The organism is uncultured Tateyamaria sp. (genome assembly GCF_947497045.1).
Classification (GTDB): Bacteria; Pseudomonadota; Alphaproteobacteria; order Rhodobacterales; family Rhodobacteraceae; genus Tateyamaria.
This window is the reverse complement of sequence record NZ_CANMEU010000014.1, coordinates 1-14,126: the sequence shown is the minus strand read 5'-3', so window position 1 is coordinate 14,126 and position 14,126 is coordinate 1. Positions and strand designations below refer to the sequence as shown.

Genomic DNA, 14,126 nt, shown 5'->3' with positions numbered 1-14,126 from the left:
TCAGGCGCGAACGGCAAAGACTGCACCTTCGAAGCGCTGCCACCCCCAGAATGATCCGCCCTGCCATCATATCTGTTGGGCTTTGTGCCTGCCTGCATGCGACCTCAGGCATCGCCCAAGGTGTACCAACACAGGACAATGCCGCGATCGGGCAAACCATCGCGCGTGTGACCGCATTGGTTCAAGACTTGGGAACCCAAAGTGAGAAAGAGGCCGAGCGGTCTTCCATCGCCGACGTGCAAGCAGATCAGCTGCGCACGCTTGAGGCCATTTCTGCCGCCATGACCGGCCCAGGCTTTGGTATCAGCGCCCTTGAGGGCAATGCGGATTTTGGTGTCGCCTCTGTCTATCCCAATAGCGATACAAGTCCGATGAACAGCCGTCTTTTTGGCGAGGGGCGCGAAACGGTTGAGATGATGATTGTCCGTGTGGCTGGCGAATATGCCGGTGCACCAGGCGTTGCACGGGCTGGGCTTTCCGCCACGCAATGGCGCTGCCTGTTTCAGGCCCTGATCAAACAAGAAAGCCGCTTTAACATCACCGCCGAAAGCCATGTTGGCGCTTACGGACTGACACAGCTTATGCCCGGCACGGCATCTGACATGGGCGCGAATCCATATGATCCCATGGACAATTTGCGTGGCGGTGCGCGCTACATCACGACCCAGCTGAACCGCTTTGGGAACATCCCGCATGCCCTCGCCGCTTACAACGCAGGCCCCGGCCGCGTGATCGAGTATGGCGGCGTGCCACCTTTTACCGAGACCCAAGGCTATGTGCGCAACATCTCCAAATTCTACAACGAATACCTCGCCGTTGTGGGTGGAGCGGACGCGCTTGGCACATTGTCATCGTCAGACTTTGCCCTCGCGGAATATGCCAACATCTCGGATGCAGGCGTCTACTATGCGGCAAGCAGCCACGCCACGACGATGCAGGTCATCAACCGCCTGCGCGCGATCATTCTGCAGATTGATGCACAACCAAATGCAAAAGCCGCGTGGGAACTCAACACCTACGCCAAAGCTGAAATCGCCCGCATTTTGAATCTGCGCGTCAGGCTGATGGCAGCTAATCAACAGCGCGAAGCGGCCCATGCCCAGCACCTAGTCGCGGACCGGTTAGCTGAACGTGAATTCATGCAAATGGGAGTGCCAAATTGAAACAGCTTCTTCTTTCGGTCGCGGCGATAACCGCCCTCGGCCTCTCCACGTCAGTGCGCGCGCAAGGCGTGCCGACGTTTGACGGCTCACAGCTTGGCCAACTGGTCGCGCAGCTTGAGCACATGGCTGAAGACCTGAATGTGCAGCTGCAACAGCTGGCCACCATGCGGCTAGAACTTGAGACGCAGCTTTCCCAGCTTCTCAATTTGGACGCCCAGCTAATCTCTCTTATTGAAGGCAGCGGGTTGAGCGATCTCTTTGCATCGGTTGAAGAATTCCGCGCCTTACGGGGCAAACTTGTTGGCCCGTTAAATACAGCGCGCTCACTGGCGAGCGGAGATTTTCTGAGTGGCTTTAATCCCGGCGCGGAACTGGAAGCATCGGTAAAACGCGTGCTGTCTGGCAGTGGGTTCACACCTGAGACGCTCAGTACCCTTTCGTCATCGCCACAGCCTGCTGACAACCGCATCGCGACCTCCGCAGGCGCCAGCGCTATGTTGTCGGTGGCGGCCCAAGAAAGCCATGCTGAGGCAGGACAAAGCCTGGAACGGCTCGAGACAATGGTTGGCTTGATCGATGATCAAGATGGTTTGAAAGCGGCCGTTGATCTTAACACACGGGTTACAGCGGAGCTCGGCATTATCCTGACGCAAATCTGGCGCTTGGAAGCGGCACAGGGTGTCAGCGCAGGACAACTTGGTGTTGTTGACGCGGCGACATTGGCTGATGAGCGGCGGTTCAGGTCGATGGCGGTAGACCCATGATGGTCTATACTCCAAATGCGATCCGTTCGGTCGTTGCAACGCTTGTAGTTGCACTGCCGATGTCTGCTCTTGCTGAAACACCTGATTCAACATCCGGTGAGCCAAAGCCATTCAGTTCGATGGCCATTACCCCTGATGCAGAGAAGGCCTGCCGCGTGCCTCGACCTCCAGCAGATCTTGCGGAAACCGCTTATCTGCGCAACGGATATCGCGCTATTCTGCGCATCCTTGTCGCCGAACGGCAATTGGAAACCGAGACCTGTGACTGCCTTTTAGGTGAATTCACATGGGACATGGCACTCGCGGAACTGCCGCGCTTTCAGACGTCGGACAACCCGCGCCTCCCATTCAAGGTCCTCGACCTTTATGCCATGGCTGATGCGCTCGAGGCTAAGCACGCCGAGGGTTGTTCAGAATAGATGGGGATTATCAGCGATATCCTCGACCAAGTCGATGCAGCTGTCGACAGCGTCGCACAAGATGGCTTCATCTCATCGGCTGCAGCAGTGGGCAATGTCATTACAGCAGGTGCAGTCCTGTTGCTGATATTGCTGGGCATCAATGTTGTGATGCAACTCAGGCCCATGACCTTTGGAAGCGCCTTTGCGTTTGGGATCAAAATCTCACTGGTCGCCATCTTTGCGCAGAGTTGGGATAATTTTAGCGTCATCTACGGCATCGTAACACAAGTGCCGGACTCCGTCGGCGCATCCATTCTCGCTCTCACAGGATCTGGCGACGAGGCTGGCGTCTATGAGAGCCTCGACAACATGGTGGCCCGCATCACCGCCTACGGCGACACTATCGGCGACCAAGCGGGTTGGGTCTTTGGCGCAGTGCTCGGTGCGATCTTCTTTGTTCTCTCAGCACTTTTTGCAGCCGTTACAGCAGGGATAATCGCCTTCGCCAAAATCGTCTTCGCACTGATGATCGTGATCGCACCTTTCATGATTATCACATCACTCTTCAAACCCACTCAATCCCTCTTTGAGGCTTGGAGCCGTGCAACCATCGGCTATGCTCTGATGCCCGTCGCCGCTGCGGGTGCTGCTGGCATTATCGTTGCGATCGCAGAAGCCATTGGCGATGCCTCCGCCGATCCCGTCGATGTCGAAACCGTCAGTCTCATCTTGCCATTCTTGGTCATTCTGTTGCTCAGCGCCGGGATTATGGCATCCGTCCCCTACATCGCCTCCAACCTAACCGGCGTGATGGGCATCGCGTCTAACGCTGTTGGCCTGACTGGGCTGGCGCGTCGCGGCATCGTCAACACGGGCAATTATGGGACGGGCAGTGCCACGCGCCTCGCAACAGGCAAATCACCGCAAGAGCTCCAGCAAGCCGTGAATAGCGGTGTTGTCAAAACCGGCGAAGCGATCCGCAGAACACCAGCCTCAGCACTCAACACCGTCAAATCCTTCCGCGCCTCCTGATGAAAGACCAACACTAAAAATGAAGAGTCAAACGAGCCAAGACCAAAGCGACGCCTTTGCAGTGGATTTTATCTACGGCCCGCGAAGACGCGAACGATTTGCCTATTTTGTCGCTGCGGCTGGCGTTCTGGTCGGGCTGGCAGGAATGGTCGCTGGTGCAAGCTTGTTCCCGCTCAAATCGATTGAGACCTTTGTCGTCGTTGTCGACAAAGAAACCGGCCAAATGGACCGCGTCGCTGCCGTTCAAGCACTGTCCTTATCTGAGAGCGATGCCATCATTCAGGCCAACCTTGTGGCCTATGTAGATGATCGTGAAACCTATGATTTGACGGATGGTGAACAGCGGATTAATTCCGTGCTCGAGCGCTCTGACGGAGATGCCGCACGTACCCTGCGCGACCTTTGGACCTCGTCCAACGAAGACTACCCAATCGCTGTTTATGGCCGTGATGCTGTCATCGAGGTTGTGATCAAGTCTGTGAACCAGATTGAACCAGGGGTCGCCCAGATCCGCTTTACCCGCACCCTGCGCCGTTCGCGCGACACCCGAACCGTGACGCGCAGTTATGTTGCCACTGCTGGCTACGCTTTCGAACCTGAAACCCGCCAGCGCCTGCAAGACGTCTGGGCCAACCCCTTGGGCTTCGTGGTCACTTCATACCGCGTCGACGCTGAGACTTTGGAGAACTGATCCCTTGAATATCGCTGCCCGTTTGATCTGCGCTGCCGCATTGCTATCGGCGTCCCCCGCCCTGTCCGAGGCCGTTCCGCGAAGCGGGTCGCTCGACAACCGCGTGCGCACTGCCACTTATGTTGAGAACCAAGTCTTTTTGATTGAAACCGACCTTAGGCACTCAACAAGTATCCACTTTGGGCAAGGCGAACGGTTTGACGCCGTCATCGTCGGCGACACTGAAAGTTTCCAAGTCGATCCGATCCCTGAGCTCGGAAACGTGCTGACCATCAAGCCGCATGTGCAAGGGGCCTCAACCAACATGACGGTAATCACCAACCGCAGGACCTATTCCTTCCATTTGCGTGAAGGAGCCATTCCGGGTCGTTCAGGCATGTTTTTCGAGGTGCGGTTTCGCTACCCAGAAGATGAGCGTCGCGCAGCAGCAGCCAATACCCAACCCAAAGGCTTTGAAGCACCGCGTAATTACAGCTACCGCGTCGCCGGCGAAGGGGATTTTCGTCCAACCCATATCTACGACGACGGGCGATACACATACTTCACCTTTCCTGAAAACGCACGCCAACCAGCCGTATTCAAAGCAGACGATCAGGGCCGCGAACGCACGGTTAACTGGACCCAGCAAGGCAACACAGTTCGGGTGCTCGGCGTGAATGAATTCTGGACCCTTCGCATCGGCGAAGAGGCCATCTGCACTTTGCGCGATGACAGCGCAGTTTATGTGAGCAACTGATCATGGCAGATGAGAACACACCAGACCTGCAGGACCGCCTCAGCACGTTCAGCCAGAAGGGCAAAGCCAAACGCCGTGGAGGAAACATCGGTGTTGGCGCATTGGCGATTGCGCTTGCGCTTGGCGGGGGTGGTGCCGCTTATTTCTTGGCAAGCAATCTGCAAGAAGGAACCGAAGGTTTAGAAACATCTGACGTTGAGACCTTCCAGGATCAACGCACCGGAAATGGTGGGCGGTTAGAATTCCCGCCGGATGAAGCGGAACAGCGGGTCAACGACGCACTGATCGCCGTTGAAGAGGCGCTCGATGTGCCGACCCCTGCCCCAGCTCCGGCAGAGCCAAGTGCAGCAGTGCTAGAAGAAATCGCGAAGTTGCGGGAAGCGCTTGCTGCGAGCCAGTCCGCCCGAAACGCTGAAATCCAAGAAGCCGTCTCTGATCTGCGTGAAGCATTCCAAGTCCAGACAGATGCGCTCGAGGCGTCGATTGCCGCCAAAGACACCGAGATGGAAAACGCGCAACGGCAGAACGAGGCGCGTCTGGCAGGCTTACAGGCCATGTTGGACGCTGAACGTGCGCAGCGCGAAGGCCTTGAAGCAGAAATGGCGCGCGATGGCTTGATAGCAGATCAACGGTTGCTTGAAGAGCGCCAGCGGCAAGAAGAAGAGCAACGTCAGCGTGAAGCTGAGCAAGTCGCCCAAGAACTGCTAACCGCGCAGATTGTCTCTCCCTCGGTCGTTTATGCAGATGGCCCGCGGGCCACATCCACTGGCGGAACAAATCCCACTGCTGCAGTGGCAGGAGCGGATGGAGCACCTCTGTCCGAAAACGAACAGTATCTACGCCAAGGCGCACGTCCGCTAGACGTTCAAGAAGCATCCCAAATGGCCTTCCCGGAGCGAACACTTTCACAAGGCTCTGTCATTCAAGCTGCCTTGCAAACAGCGATCAACAGCGACCTGCCGGGCTCTGTTGTAGCGGTTGTGTCTGAACCGGTTCCGGCGTTTTCTGGCGATCAGATCCTGATCCCGCGTGGCTCCCGCCTTTTTGGCCAATACCGTTCTGGGATTGAGTTGAACCAAAAACGCATCTTGATCCTCTGGACTCGCGTTCTGACCCCAGACGGGACATCGATAGAAATCGCGTCCGTTGGCGGTGACCAGTTGGGACGCTCCGGCTTAACCGGCATCGTGGATACAAAGTTCACTGAACGCTTTGGAGGCGCGGCGCTGATCTCGCTGATTGGTGCTGCACCAGCTGTCGCAGCAAACAGTACCGACAATGAAATAGCCAGCGAAGTGCTTGAGGGGGTTTCTGGTGATCTCGAAGATGCGGTTGGGTCGGTCATTGCTGAACAGGTCTCGATTTCACCTACGATTTACATTGATCAAGGTGCATCCGTGACCGTTCTCGTCGACCGCGATGTGGTGATCTATTGAGCCAACCTCCACTGCCTGCGTCTTACCTAGAGCGATATCTTGAGCCGTTCCGCGATCTGCTGCTGCGGGACGACGTCGTTGAAATCGCAATCAATCCTGATGGGAAAGTCTGGATAGAAGCCGCAGGTGACGCAACAATGCGGCATGAAGGTCAAACCGTTGACCGCGCTACGGCATTCAATATGGCACAGACAATTGTCGGTGATGCCAATGCCCGCGTATCAGAGAAGAACCCTCTGGTGTCTGGCAAAGTTGAATATGCAGGCCGACCACTGCGCGTTCAGGTCGCGGTTCCACCTGCCATAGAACAGGGTGCTTCAATCACGGTCCGTCTGTTCGCCACGGCGGGCGTGAAGGGCTACAAACCATCCTATCTTTTTGGGAAAGCTGTCTCGCTGGATCAACTGCGGGCTGAAAAGATGAAGGACATTGCCAACCAAGCTAAACAAAATCTTGAAGGAGCTTTGGAGGCTTTAGTGCATCAACGGCTCAATGTACTGATCAGTGGTGGCACATCGACAGGCAAGACCACCTTTGCCCGACATCTTCTTACCCATGTCGATGATGGCGAACGGCTGATCACGATTGAAGATGCGTTTGAACTTTTTCCCAGCCAACCCAATACCGTCGCCTTGCTAGCAAGTCGCAGCAGTGGATCACAGAGAAGTTCGAACACGCTTCTGAAGGCGTCTTTGCGGATGCGTCCGGACCGGATCATCGTAGGCGAACTACGCGGAGACGAGGCGTTGACTTACCTTGAAGCAATCAACACAGGTCATGGCGGGTCTGTCTCAACCATCCATGCGGAAACAGCTGAACTTGCAATCGATCGGTTAGCCATAATGGTATTGCAAGCTGGCACTCCGCTAACCTTCGCTGAGGTGCGGCATTACATTCAGAAGTCGATCGATGTTATCGTCCAACTTGGGCGGGTAGATGGTAAACGTGGGATTGCTGAGTTCCATATGCCCCAGTAATCCCACGCTGTTGCAAACCCCAAATGGCGCGCGGTCATATTGTGTTGTCTGCGCACGAAGTTCATGTACGCCTCGAAATGAAAATCAGACCGATGATTATCAGCAGAAGCGTAGTGTTGATTGCGCTTGCGATCGCTAAGAAAAGGTCACCGATGGTTGCTGTATAAATGAACAGCAACCCATTTCCTGCAAGAAGCAGGTAGTTGCGATACAGCGATTGATTGTCGGCCTCGCCATCACGGATCATTTGCCTGAGTTTTATCAACGCAGGCAAATTAGCCAAGACGACGAGCACGCCGGCCGCAATAGGTAAAGCGCTGAGCAAGAAGATGTTCACTTTTGTTCCCCCAGAAGAAGTTGCAGCTCGGAAAGCAAATCGATCGTGTTCCTGGGAAAAACGCGCTCTGAGATAGACAGCCGATGCGTAACACCGCTCGCCCGAAGCAATACCTTCGGCGAAGATAAGATCTGAAGTGCATCATCCAAGATTTTTCCAGCGTATTTTGGTTGCAAGTACGCCAGCTGAAATCGATTGTGCCCCAACGCTTGGCCGCGGTCATTTGAAGCCCTTTGGTATCCAACACGAAGCGCGTAATCTTGCGCAGTCGGACACTCAGACGGCGCACGGAAACCGAGCTTATAGCCAATCGCTCGGCTGACGCCGGCCGTATCCATTGTATTATACGTGACTGGAAGCGGGTCACTAACGACAAATCCGGGAACGCCCATGGCGTCGTAGAGCGCGCTAGAAACCACCAGACTTACAAAGCCCCTAGCCAAAGACATCTCAGAAGACCCAGTTGGCTTATCACTTTGGTAGACGATGCGAGCACCCCGGAGGTATTCTGCTGTCAGGATACCGCCAACTTCACCGTCGTCCGGCTCATCTTTGCAGTCGTCTGGATAGACCATCGCCGTCGGGCCTGTCGTCGCTGCATTTAGTGAAGCGCTGAAGGCCGAAGCGTAGACCGTAGACTTGGTAGCAAGACCGAATGCCCGACCTGTCGCCAAGATGTGAGCCACCTTTTCGTCTTTCCACGGCAAGACATTGGCATCATCTGTTTCACGAATGAACGAGCAGGCATCATCAATGGACAGGTCATCACCATTCAAATCCGCCACGCGCCGTGACGCGAACTCCACAAAATTGATATCAAAAGCATCTTTCAAAGTACTTCTCCTACCTAGTGTTCGACTAAAGGTCTAGCATGGATATAGATGCTTTTATAGTATTTGCGCGAATTTGCGCATTTGACTCTTTGCAACATAAATGCTACATCATGTGCAAATGTTTGCAAAACGCTGTTTGTATGTTTGCAGTGCTCGAGTGAACCGGTAGCAAAGGTGCATTGCCGCATCAGCTTGAGCGGAGCTTCTGCAGCGGAACCTGAAAGGAAAGACAATGCCTAAACAAATCGACAAACCTTTGGCAACAGATCTGTCTGTTTTGCCACATCACTTGATCACCTCTATACTAGCTACAATAGATGGCGCGTTGGATCTTTGTGATCGCGGCGATACTTCCAGTTCGCGAGATTTTAGGGGCGCTTATGCTCTTGCACTACACTTAGCGCCGATAGCCGGCCTATCGAAAACGGATGTTGCGCAGCTAAGCAATACTAGCTTGTCGACCTTCAACCGATGGCTTTGTGCTGGCTCCGAACTGAAACCACATAGAGCGCATGTTGCCGGCTTATTCCTGGGCTTACGAAAAGTGGCGCAAGCTGCTAAAGATGCGTTGAGTTCGGAAGATCAGCCCAGTTCCATAGCTGACTCAAAAGCGCATCCCTCTGCAGCTGACCAAAATTTACTCGAGATGGCAGAGTAGGTGCGGACAGCGAACCTATCACTCGGATGTGTGGCATCGTTTTTGATGGAGGAGCTTGATGAACGAAGACTGCGTATGAGATTCAAACTTTAAATCTTCGAAACGACTGGCAACATATCGCATCATTTCAACGAACTCTCAGCATAAAGATCTACAGCATCAACTATATCAATCCCGTTGAAGGACCTTTTTGAGTATACATCAAAAATCATTGAAAGCTCCGTTAGCAGCAATAAGAAAACATCGCAGTTTGAAGTTCTAATTAGACTCCTGAACTTCTGGTATGTTCGTGGAGTAACGCCCCCTTCCTTAACATCGTAAGCAAGATCTATTAGCCTATCTGTCTGCTTATCATTAGGAAAAACGATGTTTTCCTGGCTATGCATGAATCTGAATGCGCTCCATTTGGCATCACTCGTCACTTGCCCAATACCGGCGGCAAAAATTCGTTTATCGCTGTTACTATCAGTCCACAATTTGACGGCATCTGGAATTGAATAAAATTCAACACCACTACCATCTAACTCTTGACGAATGTCAGATTCAAAGAATTGCGTAGTGTTGCAAGCAATTAGGACTTTGTCGACCTCTGCCTTTCGAAACTGTCTAACCTCACTAAGTACTCTTTCCCTGATCAAATGTGACCGTTCTTGCAACTCCATAGTCCATCCCATCATTGGGGCAGAACTAACTTGTACACTTGGATTTGAGATGTCTCCTTTGTACAAATCACCCTGCTTTGAACGCCATACGCTATTGACCCTTTTCCAAAGAAGCATCCCAGATTCCGGTGCGTTACCCGTCAATATCCCAAATTTTGGCGCACTATGTAATGGGTCCGAAACCGTCGCAATGTCGGCAAGGCCTATGAGATCTAAGCCTAGTTTCTCGACAAACTCCTTCGGTTCAAATTCTATTCCCCAAGTTCTATCTCCTGCATTGGTCATCATAGTTGAAGTTTCACCGGGGTTCGTAACTGTAGTCTCATCAAATATCTGAAGCACTTCGTTGCTATCTCCCAGAATCTCAACCGAGGTGAATGGGTTGATAAGGCCATACCCAAAATTGGAATTTGCCATTTCGGTTAATTCGGCTTTTTTCAAAGAACGTCCTTGCACTACAGAAGAAGCGAATAACTTCTCAAAATCAAACGACTGATGACCCCTACAGTGCAAAACGACGTACTTCTTCGCTCCATCCCCGTCGCGAAATTCGGCCAGATACGAGCGAAGTTCGTCAGAAAGCGGAATTCCGACATAGCCAAGTCGCCGACGGCGCGATGCCGCATCACGGCAGCTCGTCACGGGAGCATTTCTGGAAAGCAAATACCATGTGTGATGCTCTATGCAGAACTTTATTGTGGTCTTCACGCCTTCAGGCAAATCGTCCTCACCCGGCTCCAAAAGGAGCCGGGCCTTGGCGTAAGCTGCATCGAGTTCATCTAACATGGTCGGAAATAGATCCTATTCTTTTACGAAGAGGCCAAGCTCAGCTCTCTGCCATTCCAAGTCCCCTTTTTCCGACGCTAAGATCAGGCTAAAAGACGAACGTTGTCCGGGCCGAAAAAGCCGACGCGTTGCGGCCGTGACATCAAACGAGATTATTGATGCGTCGGCGGTCGGTGCCTTACGAAAGCGACCCGCGAACTTAGTAGACTCTGGTCCACTTGGTTCCTCATTAGAGGAAAGGTTGGCGTAGACATCAATCTCTAACGCCTCGTCTTCGGCTGGACCAGTGACCTTCGCACCATATAGCCTTAACTGAACGCCCTCGAGCTCTGACGGTTCCCATGTACCAGGCAAGTCACGATCCGCTGGAAACCGGAAACGTGGCTTTCCAGAACTAAGATTCGCGGCTGGTGTCGGGAATGGCATCTCATAGATCGAAGTACTTTGCTCGCCGGCTTGGTTGGTCTGAAGAAAATTTCGCAAACCTACCTGATCATATTGTAGGTCTTCATCCGCTAAACCGACCATCAACTTAACCATCGCAGCTTCAGGGGTCAGATCTGTTCCTGAAACCATTCCGAAAGCGAGAAGTTTGTTGGATGTCTCATAAAGCCCAAGTTCGACACGCCCTTGAGTACATTGGGTCACGTTGATCATTGTGACCTTTGGGTCGTTTTGGCTTGCATTTGCAAGCCGGGCCAAGAATTTTTCATCCGTGGGGATGTTACCAGCGCCATATGCTCTAACTACCGCACCCTTTGGAGTAAAACTTTTGCTATCGAACAACAAATCGGCGACGCCATTGTGGACAACTCCAGGGAAAACGTTGAAGTCAATTACGTTTAGCTCAAGGTTCTTCCGAACGAAGAAGGCGCCATCAGGAATGGGCAAGATGCGCGCTTCATTCACCTCAATGTTGGCGCCTATCTTGGCTAAGTTCGGATACTTTGGCGACTCGTATGCGATATAGCCGTTCGCATCCTTCTTTTTAGAACGGTTGCCTCGTAGAAGATCAGTTCCAAAACATATCATCACCTCTGGGATCACGGGAATACCCGTCGCCTTTGGGTTGGCAATTGAGAGCGAAGTGATTGTGTTTTGCAGCCCATCATTGCGGGCTTGAAAGAGGTGTGTTCGTTGAGATCCTGTCAACACCACCGGCTTGGCGAGGTTCGCTAACATGAAAGACAATGCAGAAGCGGTATAAACCATCGTGTCAGTGCCATGCAGGATGACAAAGCCTTCATAGTCATCGTAATTATTCTCGATGATTTCGGCCATTTCTGTCCAGTGTTCGGGGCCGATATCGCAGGAATCAAGGGCGACTGACAGTTTTGCAAAGCCTAGCCTATAGCCGAGACCTTCCTTTAGGACAGATGTCCGATCTAGGAAATCATTCCAATCAACCACCACTTGAGGCGACGCTGTATCATTTGGGTCTTTCGGCATCGAACCGATCGTTCCCCCGGTATATATAACCAACACACCTTTGTTCTCAGTATTCATGATGTTCTCCTATTTTTCATCTCGATTGGCAGGCTTAGTCGTCGTCACTTCGCCCAGCGTTGATTCACCCATAATTTTCTTAATGTGGGAGATCCGTTGGTCTTCGGTTGTATCTTTTTGTCGGATAGCCTTGTCGGTCTGTGCAATCGCCCACATGAATTTCGTAAGTGCCGCTGGCGGAGCCATATCGCCGGCGGAAATTGCTTTGAGCTTAAGGGGCGCACTGGCTGGCGCGTAGTTATCCATGAAAACAGGCATGATGGGATAACGCCCCGAAATTAAAACCGGGATATTCTTACCAATCGCCTTAGAAATCGACGGAAGAAGATCATAGCCTTTAACTACCGGAATGTTCCCAAGTCCAAGAGACTCGATGACCAACCCCCTTATGTCCCCTTGATCTATAACGAGATCTAGCAACTCTGGTCTAAGTCCAGGGTGTAGCGCCACCTTAAGAATTCGCTCTTCAAAATCAGCTTCTAAGTCCCAGCCCCGCAAGGAACCTAGACGACGTGGCTGCAGCTTGTAGTCGAGTGCCTCGCCAATAATTGCAAGAGGGCCTTCAGTGGGCGCATCAAAAGCCTTAAAACGAAAGTCGTCCACTTTTTCCGCTCGGACGGCACGGATGACCTCATCATTAAAGGCAATAACAACCTCAGGCAGCTTTTCTCCTTCTCGCGCCACTAAAGCAGCACGTAACAAATTCACCTTCGCATCAGCATATGGCTTGTTGTTCGGCGCTTGCGAACCGGTAAAAACAACAGGGAAGCGAAGTCGATCACCAAGAGCAAATGCGACTGCACTAGCCGCATAAGCCAAGGTATCGGTACCCATGGCTATCACTGCGCCCGCGATCCCTTCCGCCCGATGATCATAAATCATCTTTGCGATCGATACCCAATCTTTCGGAGTGATGTTCGCGCCGTCAGTTGGTCGACCGATCGCTGTAAGAACCTGTGGCTGGATAAGGTCAGTGAGGTCCTTCATGCTATCAAAGAATTTCTGAGGGTCTTCTGGCTCAATCAACCTTCCATGCTGGTCAACGTCCATTCCGAGAGTCCCGCCGACATTCGCAACAAGAACCTTTGGCAGATCATTTTTCTTAGGGCGCTTTTTGCGCAGTTCTTGCTTCCCATCGTCGGCCTCATTGTGGAGAACGTCGCGAAGCCGCTCGTTGAGCCAACTATTGTCCAGGACCTTCGAGTAGATCTTTGAACGTTGTGTGTACCCAACTTTCTCATCAAACACAGTAAGCCCTGTCGCGAGCATTGCCGCGTGCGGGCGATCTTGAAGCACTTGAGCCTGACCATTCTTGAGAGCTTCACCATAAGCAATTAGGACTTGGCTTGCCTGCTGAGGATATTCTTGCTCAAGAACACGCCAAGGTTCCAAAAAGTGATTTTTATCATTTTGAAATCGAATCGAACTTTTTTTGCCCCGAGCCATAGCAACCAATTCAGCCACCAGTCGCCTAACTCCACACTCAGTATCAATTTTATCCCGCTGCACTTCTCTTAGAAGAATATTAGTGAGAAGGGGTTGCCCTGAAGTATACTCGAGAACTGTCCTGCAGAGCTCATTAGCTAAGTCCGCTTGCACATAGTCAATTCCCGAAGAGAACCCATTTATAGTCTCATTCGACAAATCAAAATCTGGGATACGAATTGGTAGTACACGGTCAAATTTTGCTAGATCATCGACACCTAGCATCGTAATATTTGACAAACCTGTTAAGATGAACCGCAAATTATCGAATTTGGGATCACTCATTAATTCCGAAAGAAAGCGACTCAGAACTTCTAGCGCATTCCCGTAGTATCGTGCGCGATCAAGTTCATCCAAGAAAATGTAAGTCTTTCCGTCTAGATGTGGGACAACCACTTCCAAAAAGAAGTCGAGTAAGAATTTATGGTCATGGCCGCGCCGCCCAGTTAGACCATCTCCACATTCATCAAAATAGGAATCACACTCGATTTCAAGTCCAAGTGCTGCGCAAACCTCATCAGCAAAAGCATTAACAAACTCTGTAGTGGGACGAGGCGCATCGATAGACATTGCGACTGCCCCTAAATCGACTCTGATGCTTTTGATGCCCGCCTCAGTAAACTCGTCAATTATTTTCAACAACAGGCTAGTCTTGCCCA

Annotated in this window: 14 protein-coding genes; 9 read left to right on the top strand and 5 right to left on the bottom strand. The window is 52.2% G+C overall.

Annotated elements, in window-relative coordinates:
* The first annotated feature begins 50 nt into the window (after nt 1-50).
* The 8 genes from Q0859_RS19250 to Q0859_RS19215 are packed head-to-tail and all read left to right on the top strand — an operon-like array spanning nt 51 to nt 7,200.
* Nucleotides 51-1,163, top strand: coding sequence for a transglycosylase SLT domain-containing protein (locus tag Q0859_RS19250; protein ID WP_299154340.1), 1,113 nt, complete (start codon nt 51-53; stop codon nt 1,161-1,163).
* Nucleotides 1,160-1,927: a type IV secretion system protein gene (locus Q0859_RS19245; protein ID WP_299154339.1), complete on the top strand. Its 768-nt coding sequence runs from the start codon at nt 1,160-1,162 to the stop codon at nt 1,925-1,927. Before Q0859_RS19250 ends, Q0859_RS19245 begins: the two co-directional genes overlap by 4 nt.
* Nucleotides 1,924-2,346 carry a hypothetical protein gene (locus Q0859_RS19240; protein ID WP_299154336.1) on the top strand — a complete coding sequence of 141 codons (423 nt, stop codon included), beginning with the start codon at nt 1,924-1,926 and terminating at the stop codon, nt 2,344-2,346. Before Q0859_RS19245 ends, Q0859_RS19240 begins: the two co-directional genes overlap by 4 nt.
* Complete coding sequence (locus tag Q0859_RS19235) at nt 2,347-3,360, top strand: type IV secretion system protein (protein ID WP_299154334.1); 1,014 nt, start codon at nt 2,347-2,349, stop codon at nt 3,358-3,360. It begins immediately after the preceding gene.
* Nucleotides 3,361-3,379: 19 nt separating this feature from the next.
* A complete protein-coding gene (locus Q0859_RS19230; RefSeq protein ID WP_299154330.1) occupies nt 3,380-4,051 on the top strand; it encodes a virB8 family protein in 672 nt (223 codons plus the stop codon).
* Between the two features lie 4 nt (nt 4,052-4,055).
* Nucleotides 4,056-4,787, top strand: a complete 732-nt coding sequence (locus Q0859_RS19225; protein ID WP_299154328.1) for a TrbG/VirB9 family P-type conjugative transfer protein — start codon at nt 4,056-4,058, stop codon at nt 4,785-4,787.
* A gap of 2 nt (nt 4,788-4,789) precedes the next feature.
* A complete protein-coding gene (locus Q0859_RS19220) occupies nt 4,790-6,223 on the top strand; it encodes a TrbI/VirB10 family protein (protein WP_299154326.1) in 1,434 nt (477 codons plus the stop codon).
* The gene (locus Q0859_RS19215; RefSeq protein WP_299154324.1) at nt 6,220-7,200 is read left to right on the top strand and encodes an ATPase, T2SS/T4P/T4SS family; all 981 of its coding nucleotides are present in this window, start codon (nt 6,220-6,222) and stop codon (nt 7,198-7,200) included. The genes Q0859_RS19220 and Q0859_RS19215 overlap by 4 nt, the downstream gene beginning before the upstream one ends.
* 61 nt (nt 7,201-7,261) lie before the next feature.
* Here Q0859_RS19215 and Q0859_RS19210 read toward each other — a convergent pair whose 3' ends face one another.
* Nucleotides 7,262-7,537, bottom strand: a complete 276-nt coding sequence (locus Q0859_RS19210; RefSeq protein WP_299154321.1) for a hypothetical protein — start codon at nt 7,535-7,537, stop codon at nt 7,262-7,264.
* The gene (locus Q0859_RS19205; RefSeq protein WP_299154318.1) at nt 7,534-8,370 is read right to left on the bottom strand and encodes a hypothetical protein; all 837 of its coding nucleotides are present in this window, start codon (nt 8,368-8,370) and stop codon (nt 7,534-7,536) included. The genes Q0859_RS19210 and Q0859_RS19205 overlap by 4 nt, the downstream gene beginning before the upstream one ends.
* A 232-nt stretch (nt 8,371-8,602) precedes the next feature.
* On the opposite strand from Q0859_RS19205, the gene Q0859_RS19200 reads away from it, so the two are divergent.
* The gene (locus tag Q0859_RS19200; protein WP_299154315.1) at nt 8,603-9,028 is read left to right on the top strand and encodes a hypothetical protein; all 426 of its coding nucleotides are present in this window, start codon (nt 8,603-8,605) and stop codon (nt 9,026-9,028) included.
* Nucleotides 9,029-9,150: 122 nt separating this feature from the next.
* Here the strand turns inward: Q0859_RS19200 and Q0859_RS19195 are convergent, their stop codons facing one another.
* The 3 genes from Q0859_RS19195 to Q0859_RS19185 all read right to left on the bottom strand — a co-directional run.
* Nucleotides 9,151-10,476, bottom strand: coding sequence for a hypothetical protein (locus Q0859_RS19195; RefSeq protein ID WP_299154312.1), 1,326 nt, complete (start codon nt 10,474-10,476; stop codon nt 9,151-9,153).
* Between the two features lie 15 nt (nt 10,477-10,491).
* A complete protein-coding gene (locus Q0859_RS19190) occupies nt 10,492-11,982 on the bottom strand; it encodes an asparaginase domain-containing protein (protein ID WP_299154309.1) in 1,491 nt (496 codons plus the stop codon).
* 9 nt (nt 11,983-11,991) lie between these two features.
* The coding region (locus Q0859_RS19185) for an asparaginase domain-containing protein (RefSeq protein WP_299154307.1) at nt 11,992-14,126 on the bottom strand (2,135 nt) is incomplete at its 5' end.

Excerpts from the sequence above, each read along its gene's own strand:
- Q0859_RS19250 (WP_299154340.1), top strand. The coding sequence starts at position 51 with ATGATCCGCCCTGCCATCATATCTGTTGGGCTTTGTGCCTGCCTGCAT.
- Q0859_RS19240 (WP_299154336.1), top strand. The coding sequence starts at position 1,924 with ATGATGGTCTATACTCCAAATGCGATCCGTTCGGTCGTTGCAACGCTT.
- Q0859_RS19235 (WP_299154334.1), top strand. The coding sequence starts at position 2,347 with ATGGGGATTATCAGCGATATCCTCGACCAAGTCGATGCAGCTGTCGAC.
- Q0859_RS19230 (WP_299154330.1), top strand. The coding sequence starts at position 3,380 with ATGAAGAGTCAAACGAGCCAAGACCAAAGCGACGCCTTTGCAGTGGAT.
- Q0859_RS19220 (WP_299154326.1), top strand. The coding sequence starts at position 4,790 with ATGGCAGATGAGAACACACCAGACCTGCAGGACCGCCTCAGCACGTTC.
- Q0859_RS19200 (WP_299154315.1), top strand. The coding sequence starts at position 8,603 with ATGCCTAAACAAATCGACAAACCTTTGGCAACAGATCTGTCTGTTTTG.
- Q0859_RS19195 (WP_299154312.1), bottom strand. The coding sequence starts at position 10,476 with ATGTTAGATGAACTCGATGCAGCTTACGCCAAGGCCCGGCTCCTTTTG.
- Q0859_RS19190 (WP_299154309.1), bottom strand. The coding sequence starts at position 11,982 with ATGAATACTGAGAACAAAGGTGTGTTGGTTATATATACCGGGGGAACG.